This is a genomic window from Cupriavidus sp. WS (assembly GCF_000395345.1).
GTDB lineage: Bacteria > Pseudomonadota > Gammaproteobacteria > Burkholderiales > Burkholderiaceae > Cupriavidus > Cupriavidus basilensis_B.
The window spans coordinates 1-21,583 of sequence record NZ_AQPL01000209.1 but is presented as its reverse complement, the minus strand read 5'-3'; the positions used below and the strand labels follow the sequence as shown (position 1 = coordinate 21,583).

Below are 21,583 nucleotides of genomic sequence, written 5' to 3'. Positions count from 1 at the left end.
CCGGCTCTCTCCGGTGACACTTTCATTCCGCGTTGCCCAAAGCCTTACCCGGCGAGGATTGCGGGGACCCTGGAATGCCGCGTACACGCGAGTCGACACAATGGCCCTCGCAATGGCGACAATGTTGGTTCGGCAACCGGATCAGCCGGGCGAGTTGTGAAGGGGAACATGACCCTTTCAGACGCCCCCCACCGATTTCCCCTGATCCACTGGCAATTCGCTCGCCACGCCGCGGCCGCGTCTGTGCCCTCCCCTGGCCAACGTCAGCAATTCCATCTCCGGATACATCCGATCGATCTCCGCGATGTCCTGAAAGGTCTCCTCGACGATCCAGTCCCGCAGCCTGGCTACGGTCGGACGCGGCGTGGCCGTGGCCTGCTGCACCAGGTAGCAGTGCCGCTCCGTGACATGGGCCTGGCGGATGGCCGGTACCAGGGTTCCCAGCCGCATCCAGTGCGAGACCACATTGAGCCATCCTGGCGCGATGCCCTGGCCCAGCATTGCGGTCTGGATCACGATCGAATAGTCGGAGAAGTTCAGGCTGTACAGGTCGAGATCGCGTTTCCGCAGGCCGGGGAACAGGTTCGGCCAGTCGCGAAAGCTGTCGGTCAGGTTGATGATGACGTCGCTGCCGTGCGTGGAATCGTCGCGGTAGGCCGGGGTGCTGATCGGAAGAATGATTTCCGGCATCAGCAGCGCGCCGTTCTGCGGGGTCTCGCCAGCGGTAAAGAAGCGCACGCCCAGATCCACGTCATGCATCGGCCCCCCCACCTTGCCTGAAATCAGCTGAAAGCGCAGGTCGACGCCGGGAAAGTCCCGCCGCAGCTTTTCCATGCGCGGCATCATCCAGTGCGTCGTGAAGGCAGTCGACACCGACAGCGTGATGGTCTCCATGCCCGTGGCCCGCGCCTCGATTTCGCTGATCGAGGCTTCGATGCCATTGAAGCCCTCGGTAATGGCTCTGTGCAGCAGGCGGCCATCGTCGGTCAGTTCGATGCCGCCCCGGACCCGCTTGTACAAGGGCACGCCCATGCGCTCTTCCATGCGCGCCATCATGCGGCTGACCGCGGGCTGGCTGACGTAAAGCTCGGCCGCCGCCTTGGTCAGGCTGCCGCAGCGGCCAGCCGCCTCGAAAACGAACAGCGCATTGGCGCTCGGCAGTTTGCGGCGGAAATTGGCCATAACTTCAGATTATATTTGACCCAACAATTGGGAAGTTGCCCGGAGCCAGCGGCTGTCCCTAAACTCTCCCATCGAACAAGGAATTATGCAGCAAGCGGACTCCCTGCACACGACATGACAGAATCTGCCTGCCACGGATCCTATTACATTGACACCGTCTTGTCATAACGCGACTCGCCCTTCGACCCCCCAGGAGCCCACCTGCCATGAATGACCGAAAAACGCTTGAAGACCTGATCGGACCCGCGGAAAGCACGCGCATCATGGATGCGATGCGCCGGGGTTTCACGCGCCGCGACGTCCTCGCCATGTTCGCGGCCGGCGGCATGCAGGCGGCACTGGCTGGCAGCCTGGCGGGTGCGGCGATTTCGGCGCATGCGCAGACACCGCGCCGCGGCGGGCGGATTCGCGTGGCCGGGGACAATGCCGGCGCCTCCGATACGCTCGATCCCGCGCGCCAGTCGAACAAGGTCGACTATTGCCGCTGCAATATGCTCTACAACGGCCTGACCTGGCTGGATGCGACGCTGACGCCGCAGCCGGCGCTGGCGGAGTCGTTCTCGACGAAGGATGCGAAGACCTGGGTGTTTGCCTTGCGCAAGGGCGTCACCTTCCATGACGGCAAGCCGCTCGCGCCCGCCGACGTGGTGTTCTCGCTGATGCGCCACAAGGACCCCGCCACGGCGTCCAAGGCCAAGGCGCTGGCCGACCAGATCGAGACCGTGACCGCCACCGGCCCGAGCGAGGTGACGGTGGTATTGTCCGCCCCGAACGCCGACCTGCCGGTGATCCTCGGCACGTTCCATTTCCATATCGTGAAGAGCGGCACCACCGACTTCAATACCGGGATCGGCACGGGCCCGTTCAAGCTCAAGGAGTTCAGGCCCGGCATCCGCTCGGTGGTGGTGCGCAACGAAAGCTACTGGAAGTCCGGCAAACCGTACCTGGACGAGATCGAGTTCGTCGGCATCGGCGACGAGGGCGCGCGCGTCAACGCGCTGCTGTCGGGCGACCTGGACCTGGTCACGACGATCAACCCGCGCTCGGTCGCGCGCGTCAAGGGGTCGCCGGCACATACCGTGTTCGTCACGCAGTCGGGCCAGTACACCGACCTGATCGTGCGCCGCGACGTCGGTCCGGGCACCAACCCGGACTTCGTGATGGGCATGAAGCTGCTGCAAGACCGCGAGCTGATGAAGAAGTCGATCGCGCTCGGCTATGCGCTGACCGGCAATGACCAGCCGATCGACCCGACCAACCGCTTCTATTTCGACGGCCTGCCGCAACGGCAGTTCGATCCCGAAAAGGCGAAGTTCTACCTGAAGAAGGCGAACCTTGGCAGTGCGAGCATTCCGGTAGTGGCATCGCCGGCGGCCATGTACTCCGTCGATATCGCGCAGGTGCTGCAGCAGTCCGCGCGCCAGGCGGGGGTCAATCTCGACGTCAAGCGCATGCCGGCGGACGGCTACTGGTCCAATCACTGGCTCAGCAGCCCGGTGGGCTTCGGCTCCATCGTGCCGCGCCCGAACGCCGACACTCTCCTTACGCAGTTCTTCAAGTCGGACGCAACCTGGAACGAGTCGCGCTGGAAGGACCCGAAGTTCGACTCGCTGCTGACCGCCGCGCGCGCCGAGACGGACCTCGCCAGGCGCAAGCAGATGTACGCCGACATGCAGACGATGATCCACAAGGATTCGGGCATCGGCATTCCGCTGTTCCTTGCCACGATCGATGGCCACAGCAAGAAGCTCAACGGCCTGTCGCCGATCCCGCTGGGCGGCATGATGGGCTACGCCTTCGCCGAGAACGTCTGGCTCGAAGGGTGAGCTAGCGCCCGCAGCCCGCCTGCCTCCTGTTTTTCCATACCGCGGCCGCATGCAAGTGCGGCCAGGCCCCCCCTGTATCCGCTTTTTCTTTTTAAGCTCCTTTTTCCATAGAGAGGCACCTCATGGCACTACGTGATTTCAAGGTACTGACGTTCGACGTGGTTGGCACGCTGATCGATTTCGAAGGCGGCATGCTCGACTATTTCCATAGCGCCGTGCCCGGCAGCCCGATCACCGACGAAGCATTCCTCGCGGCTTACCGGCGCGCGCGCGCCGGCGACAAGACGATGTGGTATCCGGACGACCTGGAACGCTGCTGGCACCTGATGGCGGCCGACCTCGGCTTTCCCGACTCCGACGAGCTGGCGCGCGGGCTGCGCGACTCGGTCGTGAACTGGAAGCCGTTCCCCGACTCGGTGCAGGCCCTGAAGCGGCTGCGCAAGCATTTCAAGCTGGTGGCCATGACCAATGCGCAGCGCTGGGCGCTGACGCACTTCGAGAAGGCGCTCGACTTCCCGTTCGACGACAGCAACACCTGCGATGACGCCCTGTCCGAGAAGCCCGACCCTCAGTACTTCGCCTATGCACGCGGCCGCTATGACGCGATCTGGGGCCTCAAGCAAGCCGACAATCTGCATGTCGCGCAGAGCCAGTACCACGACATCGGCGTGGCGCGGCAACTCGGCCTGAAGACCTGCTGGATCGAACGGCGCCATGCGCAGCCGGGATTCGGCGGCACCATGGAAGTGCCGCAGATCACCACGCCCGACTACCACTTCCATTCGCTGTCGCAACTGGCCGATGCCGTCGAGGCCAACGCCTAGGAAATCGCTTCAGGAAGATCCTGGCGCCGTGGCGCGGCACGGCAAGTCCCCCTTGCGCTGTCCGCGGCCGCGCGGCTGGCCAGGACCGCTTCGCTTCATGCCGAAACAGCTTCCTGATCCTCTCAACTCCCCGGCCGCGCCGTCAAGACGGGCGGCCTCAGCGCTTGCCTCATCATGCCCATCACCATCATCCCGAACTCCGTGCACTGCAACGACCTGGTCGACGACGGCCCGGTCGGACGACCGCTGAGCCAGCCTCCGTGCCGCACCAGCAGCCTGCGGGTCGCCCTGGAAGGCGCGGGCGACAACCGGACCGGCCTGTGGGAATGCACGCCCGGCTCCTATGAACGGCAGGTGCCGGAGGCCGAGGTCATGCATATCCTGGCCGGCTCCTGCGTGTTCACGCCAAGCGGCGGCGAGCCGTTGCGCATCAAGGCGGGCGACACGCTGTTCTTTCCCGCCAACACGACCGGCAAGTGGGAAATCCATGAGCCGCTGCGCAAGGTGTTTGTAATCCTGAAGTAAGGCGCCAGCCAAGGATGCGGACCGCGGCCAGGCCCGGTCCCGCAGAATCTGCGTTCCAGCCCCGCCAGTTTGCAATTCGCTATGGCGCAGCTCGGTCAAAACAGCGGCATGCGCGTCGGCATCGCCACTATGCTAGCCAGCATGAGCCCGATCGCCGCATCCACCCACTCTTCGCGAGCCCGGCCGGCAAGCGCCGTTGCGGCCAGCACGCAGCATCCGCGCCTGGGCATGGTGCTGGCCTATATCCACCAGCATCTGGGCGAGCCGCTGCCGTTGCGCAAGCTGGCCGCGGTCGTGGGGCTGAGCGTGGGCCGCTTCGTGACGGTCTTCAGGCAGACGATCGGCATGACGCCGCACCGGTATATCAGCCTGAAGCGGATCCGCCATGCGCAGGCCCTGCTCCGGCAGGGGCTCTCCCCGTCGTTGGCCGCGCACGAGTGCGGGTTCTATGACCAAAGCCATCTCTGCCGCTGCATGAAAAGCGCGTGTGGCATGACGCCCAGCGAATTCCAGCTCACCGGCCAGGACACCGGCCGGCGCAAGCCGTCGTCCCTCGGCACCGAAGCCTTCCCCAGCGTCCCGTGAGAGCCGGGCGATGCGTCTGAAAGACTTCAACGTCCTGATTGCCGAACGGCGCCTCCGGCCCCGGGGGGCGCAACCGTCCGCGCGCCCGGGCGCATGTCTGGCGTCGTCGGCCGACGCTAGCCCTCCGATGTAAACAGCCGCTCGATCGGATAGTGCGTCTTGATGAACGGCGACTTGATGACGATGAAGCTGAAGTACTTCTCGATGCCGATCTTGCGGTCGAGCAGGCTCTCCATCAGTTCCTGGTAGTGGTTGACGCCACGCGTGATGAACTTGAGCAGGTAGTCGTAGCCACCGCTGACCAGATGGCATTCGACGATCTCGTCCACGTCCGCCACGGCCTTCTCGAAGCGCACGAAGTCTTCGCGGTGATGGTCTTCCAGCGTAATCTCGGTGAACACCGTCAGGACGTCGCCGAGCTTGTCCATGCAGATCCGCGCGCCGTATCCGGTGATGTAGCCCGCCTGTTCGAGCCGCTTGACGCGCAGCAGGCAAGGGCTGGCCGACAGCCCGACGGCGTCGGCAAGGTCCACGTTGGTCATGCGCCCGTTCTTCTGCAGGTGCGCCAGGATGCGAAGATCCAATCGGTCGAGTTTGACGGCCACGGACATGGTCCTTTGTCGCTTGTGAGTCACGCGGTATTTTCCACGCTGCCGGGCACCTGTGCAATTGGTGCGGACCCGCCTCCGGCAACCCGCGCGGCAGTCTGGCATTTGGCGCTGATCTGGCGCTGATCTGGCGCGGCTCAGTATCCCTTGCCGCGGTCCACCAGCCCGACCAGCGGTTCGCCGTCCCGGTGGCGGCGCAGATTGTCCAGCACGACCCGCGCCGCGGTCTCGGGCTGGGTCATGCTGGCAATGTGGGGCGTCAGCCATACCCGCGGATGACGCCACAGCGCATGGCCGGCCGCCAGCGGCTCGGGGTCGGTGACGTCGAGAATGGCCTCGCCGAGCTGCCCCGCATCCAGTGCGGCCAGCAGGTCGGCGTCGCGCAGGTGCTGGCCGCGGCCGACATGCACGAGGCTGGCGCCGCGCGGCAGCGCATCGAACAGGCGCGCGCACAGCATGCCGCGTGTTTCGTCGGTCAGCGGCAGCAGGCAGACCAGGATGTCGGTGCGGCCAAGAAAGGCAGCCAGGCCATCCGCGCCGCTGAACGTGCGCGCGCCGTCGACGGCGCGCGGCGACCGGGCCCAGCCCGCGCAGTCGAAGCCGAACAGTTTCAGGCGCGCCAGCGCCGCTTGCCCGAGCGATCCCAGCCCGAGCACGCCCACGCGCCGGGAGGCGGCAGTGCGTACCTGGATCGGCCGCCATTGCTCGCGCGCCTGCTGGCGGCGATAGGCGGGCATGTCCCGGTGCAGCGCGAGCACCGAGAACACGACATATTCGATCATGCCGTCGATGATGCCGGGTTCGACCATGCGTACCAGCGGCACCTCGGCGGGCAAGGCGTCCAGGTCGAACTGATCGATGCCCGCGCCGGTGGAGAACAGCACGCGCAGGTTGGGGAAGCGCTGCGCGATGCCGTCCGGCGGCTCCCAGGCCGCCAGATAGGCCACCTGCGCGGGATCGCCGATGTCGGGCCACAGGCGAAAGTCGATCCCGGGTGCTGCCTGCGCGAACACTTGCGCCCAGATCCTGCCGCGCTCGGGGTCGGCCTTGTAGAGAAACGTTGCCTTCTGATCCATCTGTCGGTCCGGGTCGTGTGTGTGTGTCTGATCCGATGCCCTGCTCAACCGGTGGCCAGGTCGGCCAGGGCAAAGGTGGTGAAATCCGGCGAAGCCGGCGCGAACGCGCCTTTCGTCATCGCGCGCATGCCGCCCGCATGCACCAGCCCGAGGTCGCGCAGCCATGCTTCGATCTCCGGTTCCGCCACGGCGTCGATGCGCAGGAAGCGCCCGCCGGCCAGGCCGGCCAGATGCGCGATCATCGCCTTGGCCGGACCGGCGCCGGGCGCGACCACCGGGCCGATCATCGCGCCCCTGCCGAAGCGCCGCAGTATGGCGAAGCCGAGCGGGCCGTCGGCATGATCCAGCACCACCGCGCCCATGGCGTGGGCCAGCCACGCCTCGATCAGGCGACGGCGCCCGGCGCCGCTGGCCGCGTGGTCCATGGCGGCAATGCGTGGAAGATCCTTGTGTCCGGCCGGGCGGAGCCGGCAGCCCCGCGGCAGCGCCATCAGCGGCGCCTGGATGGCCTTGCCTTCGTAAGGGTGCACGTAGCCGCCCAGCGTGAAGCCGAGCCGCCGGCAGAACGCTTCGCTGTCCGTGGGCGCGTGCAGCAGCATGGGGCCATTGCCGGCTCCCGCGGTCAGCGTTTCCATCAGCCGCCGCCCGATGCCCCGGCCCCGCGATGCGGGCGCCACGCTGACCAGCCCGACCGACGCGCCGCGCGGCTCCCACAGCCAGCGCAGGCCAATGCCGGCGATGGTGTCGCCAAGCTGCGCGATACGGCCTTCGCCAAGGGCGAACAGCGTTTCCCAGTCGCTCGCGCGGTAAGGCCAGCGCAAGTGTTCCGACAGCGACAGGGCAGCGGCCAGGTCAGCCGCGACCATGTTGCGCAGATGCACGGGCTTGTCGTCCGACATGAGTGTGAGCGGTGCGGGATCCATGGGTGCGCCGGCCTCGCCGAAAGATGAGTGAGCGCCAATGATGCGATGAACGGCGGGACCCGGGATAGGAAAAACTTGCTGTTTCCCGAGCGCACTGAACCGGTGCCACGGCCTAGGGTAATCCCTCGATTTTTTTGGTGCAGATGCACTCGCGCCGGGCACCTGGCACACCATGCCAAACAGACCCCGCGAAACCACAGCATCCACTGTCGCGAAGGCCAATATCCTACAAAGTCCTCGTTGGCCCATGCTTCAATGACACCGTGTTGACGCGCTTCGCCATGTCGCCGCCAGACAAGCGAGCGGCAACAGTGCCGCGTCGCCGCCGACGCAAGCCGGGCCGGCATCGCGCGGGACTGCGCGGGCGGTGGCGGGACAGCGAACCCGTATTGCCGTGCTGCCGCATTGCCGCATTGCACCCCCTGTTCTCACAATCGATATGAAACTCGAAAGCTACTGGAATGACGGCGTTGCCCGCTTCGCCGGCGCCACCGAACCATTGACGTCGAACGTGGACGTCGCGATTGTCGGCGGCGGCTTCTGCGGCCTGTCCGCCGCGCTGGCGCTGGCGCGGCGCGGCGCGAGCGTGGTGCTGCTGGAAGCGGGCAGCCGTCCGGCCGGAGAGGCTTCCGGCCGCAATGGCGGACATGTCAACAACGGGCTTGCGGTCGACTACGCCACGCTGGCGGCGCGCGTGGGCGCGCAGCAGGCGCGCGACTGGTATCACGCCTATGACGCCGCGGTCGATACCGTCAAGCACGTGATCGACGCCGAGCAGATCGACTGCGACTTCCTGCGTCATGGCAAACTCAAGCTGGCTTCCCGTCCTGGCCACCTGGACGCGCTCGCGCGCAGCTGCGATCTGTTGCGCCGCGACGGTGTCGACCTCGATGTGGAACTGCTCGACGCGGCGCAGACGCGTGCGGAAGTCGCCAGCGAGCGCTATCACGGCGCGCTGCTGTACAAGAAAAGCGGCCAGATGCACATGGGCCGCTTCGCGCTGGGCCTGGCGCAGGCCGCGGCGCGGCATGGCGCGCGCATCTATCTCGACACCCCCGTCCAGCGCCTGCAGCGCGTCGGGTCCGGCCACCGGCATCGCCTGCACACGCCGCACGGCGTATTCGAAGCGGACCAGGTGCTGCTGGCCACCGGCGCGACGCGTCATGGCGGCTATGGCACGTTCGGCTGGATCCGCCGCCGCATCGTGCCGGTCGGCAGCTTCATCCTGGCCACCGAGCCGCTCGGGCGCGAACGCGCACAGGCCTTGCTCGCGGGGCGCCGCACCTACGTGACGACCGCCAATGTCCATCACTATTTCCGCCTGTCGACGGACGACCGTCTGATTTTCGGCGGGCGCGCGCGCTTTGCCGGCTCGAACCCGCAGTCCGACGCCAAGAGCGGGCGGCTTCTGCGCGCGTCGATGCTGGAAGCGTTTCCGCAACTCGCCGACGTCGGCATCGATTACTGCTGGGGCGGTCTGGTCGACATGACGCAAGATCGCCTGCCGCATGCGGGGGAGCGCGACGGGCTGTACTACGCGATGGGTTTCAGCGGGCACGGCACGCAGATGTCCGTGCACATGGGGCAATGCATGGCGCGCGTGATGGCGGGCGAGACCACCGCCAACCCGTGGCGCGCGCGGCAGTGGCCGGCCATTCCGGGGCACGTGGGACCGCCCTGGTTCCTGCCCGCCGTCGGTCTCTATTTCAGGCTGAAAGACAAGGTGTCCTGAACGCACGCCGCTGCCGCGCGCCGCATGACAGCTTTGCCAGTCCCACTTTCTTCGTCATTCAGGAGCCCTTTGCCATGCCAGCCCCGAAACCGCCGGATGCCCTGATCGGCCCAGCCGGCTACAACAAGCGTCTCATGGGTCTTGCGCCGGTTCCGCTGGGCGGCCCGATGGGTCATTCGCTCGCCGGGCACGCCTGGCGCGCAGCCTGAGCCATCGAAGGAGGAAATATCGTGAACCTCTTCATCTTGCGCCTGCTGGCGCGCCGGATCGGGCTCGCCCTGGTCTCCCTGCTGGCGGTTTCGGCGATCGTCTTCGCGATCACCGCCGTGCTGCCCGGCGACGCCGCGCAGGAGCAACTCGGACAGGACGCCACGCCGGAAGCCCTGGCTGCCCTGCGCGCCCAGATGGGACTCGACGTGCCGGCACCGCAGCGCTACGCGCACTGGCTCGGCAATCTCGTCAAGGGCGACGCCGGCGAATCGCTGGTCACGCACATGCCGGTCAGCGAGACGATCGGCAGCCGCCTGCCGCTTTCGCTGCTGCTTGCCGGCCTGACCGCGCTGATCTCGGTGCCGGTCGCGCTGACCCTCGGCATTCTCGCCGCCGTCTATCGCGGCACCTGGTTCGATCGGGCCGTGAGCCTGGGTTCGGTCGCGGTGGTCTCGATTCCCGAGTTCCTGGTGGCCACCCTGGCCGTGCTGCTGTTCGCGGTGCAGTTGCGCTGGCTGCCCGCGCTTGCCTATATCGGCAGCGACGATTCCTGGGAAAAGGTGTTGCGCTCGCTGGCGATGCCGGTGCTGAGCCTGTGCTGCGTGATCGTTGCCCAGATGCTGCGCATGACGCGCGCGGCGGTCATCGACCAGCTCAAGGCCCCGTACGTCGAGATGGTCCAGCTCAAGGGCGCCTCCGCCACGAGGATGGTGCTGTTCCACGCCTTGCCCAATGCGGTCGGCCCGATTGCCAACGCCGTGGCGCTCAGCCTGTCATACCTGCTTGGCGGCGTGATCATCGTCGAGACGATCTTCAACTATCCGGGCATCGCCAAGCTGATGGTCGACAGCGTCGCGCAACGCGACATGCCCGTCGTGCAGGTCTGCGCCATGATCTTCTGCGCGGCCTACCTGGTCCTCGTCACGCTGGCCGATGTCTGCGGCATCGTCGCCAACCCGCGTCTGCGTCACCGCTGACACCCTGCCGGAGCCGTTGTCATGTCTACTACTTCCAACACGCATGCGGCAGTCACGCCGCCCGGGGCGCGCCGCCGCCCGGGCCTGCCTGCCCTCGGCCCGGCCGGATGGATCGGCCTGCTGATTCTTGCCGCGTGGCTGATTGCCGCCATCGTCGGGCCGATCGTGATCCCGCAGGACGGCACCCCCGTGGGCGAGGTCCAGATCTTCGGCCGGGTCAGCGCCGCCCACTGGCTCGGCACCGACTACCTTGGCCGCGACATGCTGGCCCGTGTCATTCTCGGCGCGCGCTACACCGTGCTGGTGGCACTGGTGTCGACACTGTTCGCCAGCGGCATCGGCATCACGCTCGCGCTCCTGGCCTCGGTCAGCGGACACTGGGTCGACGCCTGCCTGAGCCGGGGCCTGGACACGCTGACCGCGATACCAAGCAAGATGTTCGCGCTGATCATGGTCGCGGCGTTCGGCTCCACGGTCTGGATGCTGGCCATCACCGCCGCGGTCATCTATGTCCCCGGGGCCTTCCGCATCGCGCGCTCGCTCGCGGTCAACATCAATGCGATGGACTACGTGACGGTCGCCCGCACGCGCGGGGAAGGCATCGGCTACATCATGCGCCAGGAGATCCTGCCCAATATCGCCGGCCCGATGCTGGCCGACCTGGGGCTGCGCTTTGTCTACGTCGTGCTGCTGCTGGCCAGCCTGAGCTTTCTCGGGCTCGGCATCCAGCCCCCCGATGCCGACTGGGGCTCGCTCGTGCGCGAAAACATCGGCGCGCTGTCCGACGGCAGCATGGCCGTGGTCGCGCCCGCGCTGGCGATCGCCAGCCTGACGCTTGCCGTCAACCTCGTCATCGACAACCTGCCGGGCCGCTCGGCACGCAACGGAGCGAAATAATGGGGACTTCCGTCAAGGTTACCGACCTGCGCATCACCGCGGGCCAGGCCACGCTGGTCGACGGCGTCAGCTTCGAGATCGAGGCGGGCAAGGTGCTGGCGCTGATCGGCGAATCCGGCTCGGGCAAGACCACCACGGCGCTCGCGCTGATGGGCTACGCGCGGCATGGCTGCGAGATTTCCGCGGGCAGCATCCAGGTAGGCCAGCACGACGTGCTGGGGCTTTCGCCCAACGAGCGGCGACGCCTGCGCGGCCGCTCCATCACCTATATCGCGCAGAGCGCGGCGGCGTCGTTCAATCCGTCGCGCACCATCATGGACCAGGTGGTGGAGCCCGCGCTGATTCACGGTTTGCTGGACCGGCGCGCGGCCGAACAGAAAGCGGTGGCACTGTTCCGCGAGCTGGCGCTGCCGAATCCGGATTCGATCGGCGAGCGCTATCCGCACCAGGTATCCGGCGGCCAGTTGCAGCGGCTAATGGCGGCGATGGCGCTGATCACCGACCCCGACCTGGTCATCCTCGACGAGCCGACCACGGCGCTTGACGTGACGACGCAGGTCGAGGTGCTGCGCGCCTTCCGGCGCGCGGTGCGCGATCGCAAGACAACCGCGGTGTATGTCAGCCACGACCTTGCGGTGGTGGCGCAGGTGGCCGACCAGATCGTGGTGCTGCGCGACGGCAAGATGCGCGAGGCGGGCGAGACCGACCAGATCCTGTTCCGGCCGGCCGACGAATACACGCGCAGCCTGCTTGCCGCCGCGCGCCCGGCGCGGCGCCAGGGAACGGCGGCCGCGGCGCAGGCGCAGCCGCCGCTGCTCGAAGTGCGCAATCTGTCGGCCGGCTACGGCCCCGTCGATTCGGCCGGACAGCCTGCTGTGCGGATCCTGGAAGGGGTTGACCTGACGCTGTACCGGGGCCAGGCGATCGGCGTGATCGGCGAGTCCGGTTCCGGCAAGACCACGCTCGCGCGCGCCATCGCGGGGCTGGTGCCGCCGTGCGGGGGCAGCATCGTGTTCGACGGCGCGGCGTTGAAGCCGACGCTGGCGGGGCGCAGCCGAGAGGAACTGCGGCGCATCCAGATCGTGTTCCAGATGGCCGACACCGCGCTCAATCCGGTGCGAACCATCGAGGACATCCTGGCCAGGCCGCTGCAGTTCTTTCACGGCCTGCGCGGCGAGGCGTTGCGCGCCCGCATCCGCCGGCTGCTCGACCTTGTGCGGCTGCCCGCCGGCGTCGCGCAGCGTACCCCGGCGGGGCTGTCGGGCGGCCAGAAGCAGCGCGTCAACCTGGCGCGCGCGCTGGCGGCCGAGCCGGAGCTGATCCTCTGCGACGAAATCACTTCCGCGCTGGACACGGTGGTGGGCGCCGCCATCCTCGACCTGATGGCGGAGTTGCGCCGCGAGCTGGGCGTCTCCTGCCTCTTCATCAGCCATGACCTGCACACCGTGCGCGCGATCTGCGACGAGATCGTCGTCATGCAGCACGGCCGCAAGCTGGCGCAGGTACCCCATGCCGACTATGACAGCAGCGGCAACCACCCCTACTACACGCTGCTCGCGCGCTCGGTGCCGGAACTGCGCCGCGGATGGATCGACGAGGTCGACCTGAACATTCCCGGCGCGGTGCCTACCGCGCAACCGCATGCACCGCACCCATCCCTCTGAATTCGCATGAAAGGAGCCATTCCGATGTCGTTGTCTCTCCAGAACACAACCCTGCTGCCCGGGCGCAACCTGATCGGCGCCGAATGGAGCGGTGCGGCCGACGGCCTTACCCTGGCCGTGACCGATCCGGCGACCGATGAAGTGTTTGCCCAGGTGCCGGACAGCGGCGCGGCCGACGCGCGCCGCGCCGTCGACGTCGCGCATCAGGCGTTCTCCACCTGGCGCAAGGTGCCGGCCAAGCAGCGCGCGCAGATCATCAAGCGCTGGAACGACCTGATCGTCAGCCACGTCGAGGACCTGGGGCGCCTGATCTCGCGGGAACAGGGCAAGCCGCTGGCCGAGGGCAAGGGCGAGGTGCTGTATGCCGCCAGCTACGTGGAGTGGTTCGCCGAGGAAGCGACGCGGGCCGACGGCGACGTGATCGCCGCCCCGGTGGCGGGCCGCCGCATGTTTGCGCTGCGCGAGCCGGTCGGCGTCATCGCGGCGGTGACGCCGTGGAACTTCCCCGCCGCGATGATCGCGCGCAAGATAGCGCCGGCGCTGGCCGCCGGCTGCACGGTGGTCTGCAAGCCCGCCGAGGACACGCCGCTGACCTCGCTGGCGCTGGTCAAGCTGGCCGAGATCGCCGGGGTGCCGCCGGGCGTGCTGAACATCGTCACCACCTCGCGCGAGCGCGCGCCGGCGGTGGTCGACGTCTGGCTCGACGACCCGCGCGTGCGCAAGATTACCTTTACCGGCTCGACGCCGGTTGGCAAGCACCTGGCGCGGCGCTCCGCGGATACGCTGAAGAAGCTGTCGCTCGAGCTCGGTGGCAACGCGCCGTTCATCGTCTTCGACGATGCGGATATCGACGCCGCCGTCGACGGCCTGATGGCGGCCAAGTTCCGCAATGGCGGCCAGACCTGCGTGTGCCCCAACCGCATCTACGTGCAGGACAAGGTGCACGACGCGTTCGTCGACAAGCTGGCCTCGCGCGTGGGCGCCCTCGTGGTGGGCCCGGCAAGCGATCCCGCTTCGCAGATCGGCCCGATGATCAATGCGCGCGCGGTGGACAAGATCGAACGGCATGTCAAGGACGCGGTCAGCCGCGGCGCGCGCGTGGTCGTGGGCGGCGAACGTGTGCGCTCAGAGCGCTGCGCGGGTCCGAACTACTACGCGCCGACGGTGCTGGTCGATGTCGACGACACGATGGCATGCTCGTGCGAGGAAACCTTCGGCCCGGTCGCGCCGGTGACGCGCTTCCATACCGAGGCGGACGTGATCGCCGCGGCCAACGCGACGCCGTTCGGCCTCGCGGCGTACTTCTACTCCAATGACGTGCGCCGCATCTGGCGCCTGGCCGACGCGCTGGAATCCGGCATCGTCGGCGTCAATGAAGGCGCCGTCGCGGCGGAGGCCGCGCCGTTCGGCGGCATCAAGGACTCCGGCTACGGGCGCGAGGGCTCCCGCCACGGCCTGGAAGAGTACATGCACATCAAGTACGTGTGCCAGGGGCTGCTGGACTGACCGCCGACAGGCGCCGCCACGCAAGGCGGCCGACAGATGCCGGCCGCCTTGCCTTGCCGCCAGCGCGGACTCGCGCGCCAGCGAAGGAACTGCCGTTGGCACGGCGATAACGGTATTCGCTGCTGCGCGGCCCCGTGAATTCGGGAGAAGCTGCAAGACCTTGATCCCTATACTCGTTCCGAACCGGACGGGGAAGCGCTGCCAGGAACTGCCGGATGGCGCCCGTGGCCGGAGCAATGAGCGATCGGGTTCGCCATCTCGCCGCCATCGGGCGGCACCGATGCCCTTCTCCCTGACCCTCCGGTCGCATGCGACCACGCATAGACCACCAAGCGACGAACGCCAATGCCATCTCCACAGGCCCACGAGCCCACCGACATCAACGTGCTGCTGCGGCTGCGCAAGCGCCTGGAGTCCGCCACCACCGCGGAGGTGCGCTTCGACGCGGTCACTCGCGCGGTGTACGCATCCGAAGCATCGAACTACCGGCAGGTGCCGCTGGGCGTGGTGATTCCCAGGACGCTGGAGGACCTCGAGACCACCGTGCGCGTCTGCGGCGAGATGGGTGTCGCCATGGTGCCGCGCGGCGCGGGCACATCGATGAGCGGGCAGTCGGTCAACCTGGCGGTCTGCATCGATCACTCGAAGTACCTGCATGCCGTCGAGGCTGTCGATCCGACGCAGCGCATCGGCAGGGTGCAGCCAGGTGTCATCTGCGACCACCTGAAGCTGGCCGCGGCCGCGCACGACCTGACTTTCGGCCCGGATCCCGCGACCCACAGCCGCTGCACGCTGGGCGGCATGATCGGCAACAACTCCTGCGGCGCCCACTCGGTCATGGCCGGCAAGACCGTGGAGAACATAGAACGGCTGGAGATCGTGAGCGCGACCGGCGCGCGCTTCTGGGTCGGCGCCACCGATGACGCCGCCTATGCCGAGCACATGGCCGCCGGTGGCGAGCGCGCGCGCATCGTGCGGGGCCTGCGCGAGCTCGCCGAACGCTACGCGGACGACATCCGCGCGGGGTTTCCACGCCTGAAGCGCCGCGTGTCGGGCTACAACCTCGACCAGTTGCTGCCCGAGAACGGCTTTCATATTGCCCGTGCCCTGGTCGGCTCCGAAGGCACTTGCGCGACGGTGCTGCGCGCCGAGACCCGGCTGGTCGAAGGCTTGCCGCAGCGCGTGCTGCTGGTGCTGGGCTTCGACAGCATCTTCGACGCGGCCGACTGCGTGCCGGCGCTGCTGGCGCTCGGGCCGATCGCCATGGAAGGTCTCGACACCGGCATCATCGGCGGCCTCAAAGAACTCGGACTCAAGCTCGACGACATTGCCGAGCTGCCGGCCGGCAACGCTTGGCTGATGATCGAGTTCGGCGCCGTGCAGCGGGCGGACGCAACGGCGCTGGCCGAGCGCGCCGCCGCCGCCGCGGCGAGTTTCCCGAGCCGCCCCAGCCGGCGCGTGGTCGCCGATGCCGCCCTGATGGGCCGCCTGTGGTCGATCCGCGAAACCGGGGCGTCGGCCACCTCGCTGTCCACCGTGCCGGGCCAGCCCGATCCGACGGTCGGCTGGGAAGACGCCGCCGTCGAGCCGGCACTGCTTGGCCCCTATCTGCGCGAGTTCTCGGCGCTGGTGGCGCGCTACGGCTACAAGACCAATATGTACGGGCATTTCGGCGATGGCTGCATTCATTCGCGGATCACGTTCGATCTGCGCTCGGAAGCCGGTGTCGATGACTGGAAGCGCTTCCTCGCGGAAGCGGCGGCGCTGGTCGTCAAGTACAAAGGATCGTTGTCGGGGGAACATGGCGACGGACAGGCCAAGGGCGACTTCCTCCACCTGATGTTCTCCCCGCGCCTGATGCAGGCATTCCGCGAGTTCAAGGCCCTGTGGGATCCGCGCGGCCTGATGAACCCGGGCAAGCTGATCGACGCCATGCCGGTCGACGAGAACCTGCGTCTGGGGCCCGGCTACAAGCGCGATACGCGCGCGAGCGTGTTCTCCTACCCGATGGGCGATGGCCAGGGCTCGGGCTACGGCCGCGAGACCGAGCGCTGCATCGGCATGGGCAAGTGCCGCTCGCTCGAAGGCGGCACCATGTGCCCGAGCTTCAAGGCCACGCGGGAAGAACGCTATGCCACGCGCGGACGCGCGCGGCTGTTCTTCGAGATGCTCAACGGCGAGGTCATCAGCGAGACCCGCGACGCCGAGGCCGTCAAGGATTCGATGGACCTGTGCCTGTCGTGCAAGGGCTGCAAGAACGACTGCCCGACCCACGTCGACATTCCCAAGTACCGCAGCGAATTCCTGCACCGCTATTACCAGCGGCGCCTGCGTTCGCCGATGGATGCGGCGATCGGCCGCATCGGGCAGTGGCTGCCCGCCGCGACATACGTTGGCGGCGCGCTCAATGCCGCGCTGCGCAATCCGGTCGCGCGCCGCATCGGCCAGCTGTTCGGCCTGGCGCGCACGGCGAATTTTCCCGACATCGCCCGCCGCGCCTTCCTTCGCGGCGCGACGGCGAAGCGGCTGCGCGAGCAGCCCGTGCATGGCTACGGCCCGCGCGATGTCCTGGTGTGGACCGACACCTTCAACAACGGGTTTACGCCCGGCGTGCTCGAAGCCGCCGTGACCGTCATCGAGCGGCATGGCTGGCATGCGCGCCTCGCCACGCGGCACGTCTGCTGCGGGCGGCCGCTCTACGACGTCGGCATGCTCGACGCGGCGCGCCGCAACCTGCTCGAGATTCTCGACGTGCTGGCCGGTCCGGTCGCGGCCGGGGTGCCTGTGCTGGTGCTGGAGCCAAGCTGCCTGTCGGTGTTCCGCGACGAAATGCCCGCCCTGCTCCCCGACGACCCGCGCGCCGGGGCGCTGTCCAGGCTCGTTGTCACGATGGCCGAGTTCGCCACGCGGGCGGACATCGCGCTCGGCGCGGACACTGCCGTCCACCTGCACGCGCACTGCCATCAGCGCGCGTGCGGCGGCACCTCGGCCGAAAGCGGGTTGGGCGCGAACGTGCTCGATACCGGCTGCTGCGGCATGGCGGGCGCGTTCGGCTATCACAGCAAGACGGCCGACATCGCCCGCGCGATCGGCGAAAGCACGCTGGTGCCCAAGCTCGCCGGCCTGCCCGCGCAGGCGCTGGTCGCCGCCGACGGCTTCAGTTGCCGCACCCAGATCCGCAAGCTGACGGGGCGCGAGCCACGCCATCTCGCCGAGATTCTTGCCGCGTCAGCGCCCGCCGGCGCCAGCGCGGCGCCCGCGTTTCATCCAGAACCGCAACCGCAACCCCAGTCGAAACCAACCCGCGACGTCGATCTCGCGGACCATGAAAGAGGTGTCATCCAATGAGTCAATCCAACCAAGCCCATATCGCGGCGCGCACCGAACATGTGCCGCATGGCGTCGTCACCGCCCATCCCCTGTTCGCGCAGAAGGCCGAAGGTGCCTATCTCTGGGACGTGGAGGGGCGACGGTATATCGATTTCGTCGGCGGCATCGGCGTGCAGAATATCGGCCACAATCACCCGAAGATCGTCGAGGCGGTACGCCGCCAGCTCGATCGCGTCACGCATGCGGCGTTCCAGGTGGTGGGCTATGACGTCTATGTCGAACTGGCGGCCCGGCTGAACAAGCTGGTCGGCGGCGGCGAACCTTACAAGTCGCTGCTCGTGACGACAGGTGCGGAGGCGGTCGAGAATGCCATCAAGATCGCGCGCGCCTACCGCAATGTGCCCGGCGTGATCGCGTTCCGCGGCGGCTTCCACGGCCGCACGCTGCTGGGTTCGACACTGACCGGCATGAGCACCCCGTACAAGCAGAACTTCGGCCCGCTGGCCGGCGAGGTCTATCACACGCCGTACCCGGACGAATACCGCGGCTTCACGGGCGCCGACGCGATCCGCGCGCTCGAAGAACTGTTTGCGACACAGATCGCGCCGGAGCGCGTGGCGGCCATCATCCTCGAACCCGTGCAGGGCGACGGCGGCTTCCTGCCGGCCGGCAACGAATTCCTCCAGGCACTGCGCGCGCTGACCACCAAGCATGGCATCGTGCTGATCCTCGACGAGATCCAGGCGGGCTTTGGCCGCACCGGAAAGATGTTCGGCTTCCAGCATGCGGGCATCCAACCCGATCTGGTCACGGTGGCGAAGAGCCTGGCCGGCGGCATGCCGCTGTCCGGCGTGGTCGGGCGCGCCGAGATCATGGACGCGCCGGCGCCGGGCGGGCTTGGCGGCACCTATGCGGGCAACCCGCTCGCCTGCGCGGCAGCGCTTGCCGTGCTCGACGTATTCGAGGAAGAGCAGATCCTGTCCGGAGCCCGCGCGCTGGGCGAAACGCTGCGGGCCGGGCTGGAGCGCCTGGCAGCCGAATTCCCGGCGGTCGGCACGGTGCGCGGCGTGGGCGCGATGCTGGCGCTCGAGTTCGTGCGAAATGGCGATCCGCTACAGCCGGATGCGGAGTTCGCCCAGGCAGTGATCGACCGTTGCCGGGAAGGCGGCCTGCTGGTAATCAAGTGCGGCGTGTATCGGAACAACCTGCGGCTGCTTGCGCCGCTGAATACCCCGGCGGAGACGGCCGAGGAAGCGCTGGCGATTCTGCGCGCGGCAATCGAGAAGACCAGCGCGAAGCGCTAACCCGCGGCAGGCGGGCGCCGTGTGCCGGCTCCCGCCTGCCCTGCGCGAATGACATTGCGTGGGGGATTATGCGTTGGAGTGGGTTTCGATGGCGGGACGGATTGCGGGGTAAATCGGCGAAGAGCTTAATGGGCTCTTCGCGGGATTGCGGGGGACTGGGGGGGCTTGTCGAGCCAGAGCGGTCCTACCAGCGACCGACAGCGCGGAGGCCGCTTCCAACCCTTCTGAATCATTCGGAAATCGTAGATGCGACGGGCGCAATCTGCCTTAATGCGGCCGTTCGCAGTGGCGTTCCTGGCAGACAAGCTTCACGACCGCCAGCCGCAAGGAGCAGCAAGCCGGAAGTAGGAACGGACAGGTCATCAAGAATCATAAAAGTGCCTTATGAATATCTTTATTGTAAGGCACATGATAAACTTGCGAAAGATGCGAGGGTTGAGTAGGATAGAGTCATTGTGACTGTTCCTTCCGACATGTCCTCCTATTCCAGGGTGGCCGAACTGGCCGCTTATATGCGTACCGACCCCGGCGCTCTCCTGAAGCGCCTGCAAGAGGCCGGAGTCCAAAAGTCTGACGTCCGGGATCCGGTATCGGCGGCGGACGTCGACGCGCTCAGTTCCCTCTATCGCGACCTGCTTGGTTCCCGTGCCGACGAAATCGTCGAGGAAGCGCGCGCGGAAGCCGAAGAGGCGCGACTTGCGACCGAGGCAGCAGCAAGCGCATCCCGGGGGGGCAGCATGCTGTCCTGGGATGACGATATCCTGATCGTTCCCTACGACGTTCTCCGCACCTCGTATCAGCGGCACGTTCTGACGCTCCTTGGGGGCATCGAGTCGGACGATGGCATTGCCGTCAAGGTTGCGCGAGGGAGCATCTCCGACGCGTTCGTTCAGGCGCTGCGCCACCAGGGCGAACACGTCCGTCGTGTGATTGCGCTGGCAAGGTGCCGGATGGCAAGGGTTGCCGGTGATATTGCAGCATGTCTGCTAGCCGATCGAGAAGTGGCGGTGCATCCCGCCTTCGCGCCGCCGCGCGCCGTCATCTGAAGGAGTTTGATATGACACGGCACCTTTTCTCCGCAACCGGCGCCTCCCAAGGCGTACCACTGGTAGAAAAATTGGTCCACGACATTGACGAGCAGTTGGAACAAACCATCGGCACAAGCGAGCGCGCCCGCGTGATGGCCATCGTGCGACAGTGCCTCACCGCAACGCTCGCTAGCCCGCTAGCGGCTGCAGCCGATACCGATGGACGACTCGTTGTGTCATATCTGAAGCCCTCGGAAGTGATCGACCGTGGCCTCGTGGCCATGTCGCAGGCGACGCTGTACCGTGCGGTGGAGGATGGGCGCTTCTATTGCGTCACGCCGCGCGGCAAGGCGATTGGCAAGGCATTTCCAGCGTGGCAGTTCTCGCCGCCGGTACCGGAATTGCTGGCCGCCGTCCTGCAACAGATGAAATCACTTCCGGGCAGTGAAATCCATGCGTTCTGGGTAACACCGGTCGATGCGTTCGATGACCTGACGCCCGCCGAGGTGCTGGCGGGCCGGGCATTCGAAACGCGTGTGGCGCTGTCTGCCGCACAGCGTGGTCATCTTGCCCAATCTGCTGCGGAGCGGCAGCGCAGGGTGATCGCGCAGTTGACCGCACTGCCCGCGCGCAGTTCGGATCTGATCCGTTGATGACGACCCCAAAAATTGTTCCACCTACCGATATTGCAACATCCCTCCCTCCGCGGGAACGTCTCCGCCAGGCGCTGAGCGAAGCGGAAATTATGCTGCCTGCCGGGACAACGGTGTTCCGGGCTGTCCGGCATCAGGACGCCGTCATTCCGCCGTATGTCGAACAGACTTACCGATTCGGCCCGCCCGCGGCATTCGCAGGTCGTGACGGTCGTCACGCCACGTACTGGATATACGCGGCCCAGGACCTGTCGACAGCACTGTGGGAGTCCGGCTTCTGCACGAACGACATGACGCAGCCGGGCACCCACTATATCCCCGCGGACGTTGTCAAGAATGGGCTGATCGCCGTCTTTACCTTGAAGGCCGATATCAGGCTGCTCGACCTGAACGGCTCGGTGCTCAGCAAGCTGGGGATCTACGATCGGATCCACGGCGACCATGCTTGGTGCCAGTGGTTTGGCCTAGATTTGCTCGCGGTACTTGCCGGGTATGTTGGCGATGCCGCTCCGCTGGGCTTTCGCTATCCGTCGCGCAAGCACAAGAATCACCTCGCCCTGGCGGTCCGGTCCGACACGCTGGATCTGTGGCGCGCTCATGTGCATATTCAGGTTGTGCGCTTTGCCGAGATGCCAGAGTTTCAGACGTTGCTGGCTGATCCGAACTATGCCGATCCGTTCGAGGGCGGGTTCTCGGCAGGTTAACCCGGTCAAAGTCGAGCGTCGCGGCTTTA

Annotated in this window: 18 protein-coding genes; 14 read left to right on the top strand and 4 right to left on the bottom strand. The window is 67.0% G+C overall.

Annotated elements, in window-relative coordinates:
- Positions 1-177: 177 nt before the first annotated feature.
- Positions 178-1,182, bottom strand: coding sequence for a LysR family transcriptional regulator (locus K206_RS0117680; protein WP_020203726.1), 1,005 nt, complete (start codon positions 1,180-1,182; stop codon positions 178-180).
- A gap of 206 nt (positions 1,183-1,388) precedes the next feature.
- Between K206_RS0117680 and K206_RS0117675 the strand changes: the two genes are divergently transcribed.
- From K206_RS0117675 to K206_RS38550, 4 genes are all read left to right on the top strand, one after another.
- Positions 1,389-3,008 carry an ABC transporter substrate-binding protein gene (locus tag K206_RS0117675; protein WP_020203725.1) on the top strand — a complete coding sequence of 540 codons (1,620 nt, stop codon included), beginning with the start codon at positions 1,389-1,391 and terminating at the stop codon, positions 3,006-3,008.
- A 122-nt stretch (positions 3,009-3,130) separates the two neighbouring features.
- On the top strand, positions 3,131-3,832 hold the full coding sequence (locus tag K206_RS0117670; protein WP_020203724.1) for an HAD-IA family hydrolase: 702 nt from the start codon (positions 3,131-3,133) through the stop codon (positions 3,830-3,832).
- A 174-nt stretch (positions 3,833-4,006) separates the two neighbouring features.
- Positions 4,007-4,357, top strand: coding sequence for a cupin domain-containing protein (locus tag K206_RS0117665; RefSeq protein WP_020203723.1), 351 nt, complete (start codon positions 4,007-4,009; stop codon positions 4,355-4,357).
- An 81-nt stretch (positions 4,358-4,438) separates the two neighbouring features.
- Complete coding sequence (locus K206_RS38550; RefSeq protein WP_231401623.1) at positions 4,439-4,942, top strand: AraC family transcriptional regulator; 504 nt, start codon at positions 4,439-4,441, stop codon at positions 4,940-4,942.
- A 116-nt stretch (positions 4,943-5,058) separates the two neighbouring features.
- Here the strand turns inward: K206_RS38550 and K206_RS0117655 are convergent, their stop codons facing one another.
- The 3 genes from K206_RS0117655 to K206_RS38545 form a co-directional block, all read right to left on the bottom strand.
- Positions 5,059-5,553 (bottom strand): Lrp/AsnC family transcriptional regulator, encoded by a 495-nt coding sequence (locus K206_RS0117655; RefSeq protein WP_020203722.1) that lies wholly within the window; start codon positions 5,551-5,553, stop codon positions 5,059-5,061.
- A 134-nt stretch (positions 5,554-5,687) separates the two neighbouring features.
- Positions 5,688-6,626, bottom strand: coding sequence for a glyoxylate/hydroxypyruvate reductase A (locus K206_RS0117650; protein ID WP_020203721.1), 939 nt, complete (start codon positions 6,624-6,626; stop codon positions 5,688-5,690).
- Positions 6,627-6,670: 44 nt separating this feature from the next.
- Complete coding sequence (locus tag K206_RS38545) at positions 6,671-7,549, bottom strand: GNAT family N-acetyltransferase (RefSeq protein ID WP_155888118.1); 879 nt, start codon at positions 7,547-7,549, stop codon at positions 6,671-6,673.
- 439 nt (positions 7,550-7,988) lie between these two features.
- On the opposite strand from K206_RS38545, the gene K206_RS0117640 reads away from it, so the two are divergent.
- The 10 genes from K206_RS0117640 to K206_RS40925 all read left to right on the top strand — a co-directional run bounded on the left by K206_RS0117640 (position 7,989) and on the right by K206_RS40925 (position 21,554).
- A complete protein-coding gene (locus K206_RS0117640) occupies positions 7,989-9,281 on the top strand; it encodes an FAD-binding oxidoreductase (protein ID WP_020203719.1) in 1,293 nt (430 codons plus the stop codon).
- Between the two features lie 230 nt (positions 9,282-9,511).
- Positions 9,512-10,468: an ABC transporter permease gene (locus tag K206_RS0117635; RefSeq protein ID WP_020203718.1), complete on the top strand. Its 957-nt coding sequence runs from the start codon at positions 9,512-9,514 to the stop codon at positions 10,466-10,468.
- Positions 10,469-10,489: 21 nt separating this feature from the next.
- Entirely contained in the window at positions 10,490-11,365 is an 876-nt protein-coding gene (locus K206_RS0117630) for an ABC transporter permease (protein WP_020203717.1), read from the top strand.
- Complete coding sequence (locus K206_RS0117625) at positions 11,365-13,029, top strand: ABC transporter ATP-binding protein (RefSeq protein WP_020203716.1); 1,665 nt, start codon at positions 11,365-11,367, stop codon at positions 13,027-13,029. The genes K206_RS0117630 and K206_RS0117625 overlap by 1 nt, the downstream gene beginning before the upstream one ends.
- Before the next feature lie 24 nt (positions 13,030-13,053).
- Complete coding sequence (locus tag K206_RS0117620) at positions 13,054-14,535, top strand: NAD-dependent succinate-semialdehyde dehydrogenase (protein WP_020203715.1); 1,482 nt, start codon at positions 13,054-13,056, stop codon at positions 14,533-14,535.
- A gap of 345 nt (positions 14,536-14,880) precedes the next feature.
- The gene (locus tag K206_RS0117615) at positions 14,881-17,883 is read left to right on the top strand and encodes an FAD-binding and (Fe-S)-binding domain-containing protein (protein WP_020203714.1); all 3,003 of its coding nucleotides are present in this window, start codon (positions 14,881-14,883) and stop codon (positions 17,881-17,883) included.
- The gene (gene gabT / locus K206_RS0117610) at positions 17,880-19,169 is read left to right on the top strand and encodes a 4-aminobutyrate--2-oxoglutarate transaminase (protein ID WP_020203713.1); all 1,290 of its coding nucleotides are present in this window, start codon (positions 17,880-17,882) and stop codon (positions 19,167-19,169) included. Before K206_RS0117615 ends, gabT begins: the two co-directional genes overlap by 4 nt.
- 455 nt (positions 19,170-19,624) lie before the next feature.
- Positions 19,625-20,215 carry a hypothetical protein gene (locus K206_RS0117605; protein WP_155888117.1) on the top strand — a complete coding sequence of 197 codons (591 nt, stop codon included), beginning with the start codon at positions 19,625-19,627 and terminating at the stop codon, positions 20,213-20,215.
- A gap of 11 nt (positions 20,216-20,226) precedes the next feature.
- Entirely contained in the window at positions 20,227-20,850 is a 624-nt protein-coding gene (locus K206_RS0117600) for a hypothetical protein (RefSeq protein ID WP_020203711.1), read from the top strand.
- Positions 20,850-21,554 (top strand): RES family NAD+ phosphorylase, encoded by a 705-nt coding sequence (locus tag K206_RS40925; RefSeq protein ID WP_196812891.1) that lies wholly within the window; start codon positions 20,850-20,852, stop codon positions 21,552-21,554. The genes K206_RS0117600 and K206_RS40925 overlap by 1 nt, the downstream gene beginning before the upstream one ends.
- Positions 21,555-21,583: the final 29 nt, after the last annotated feature.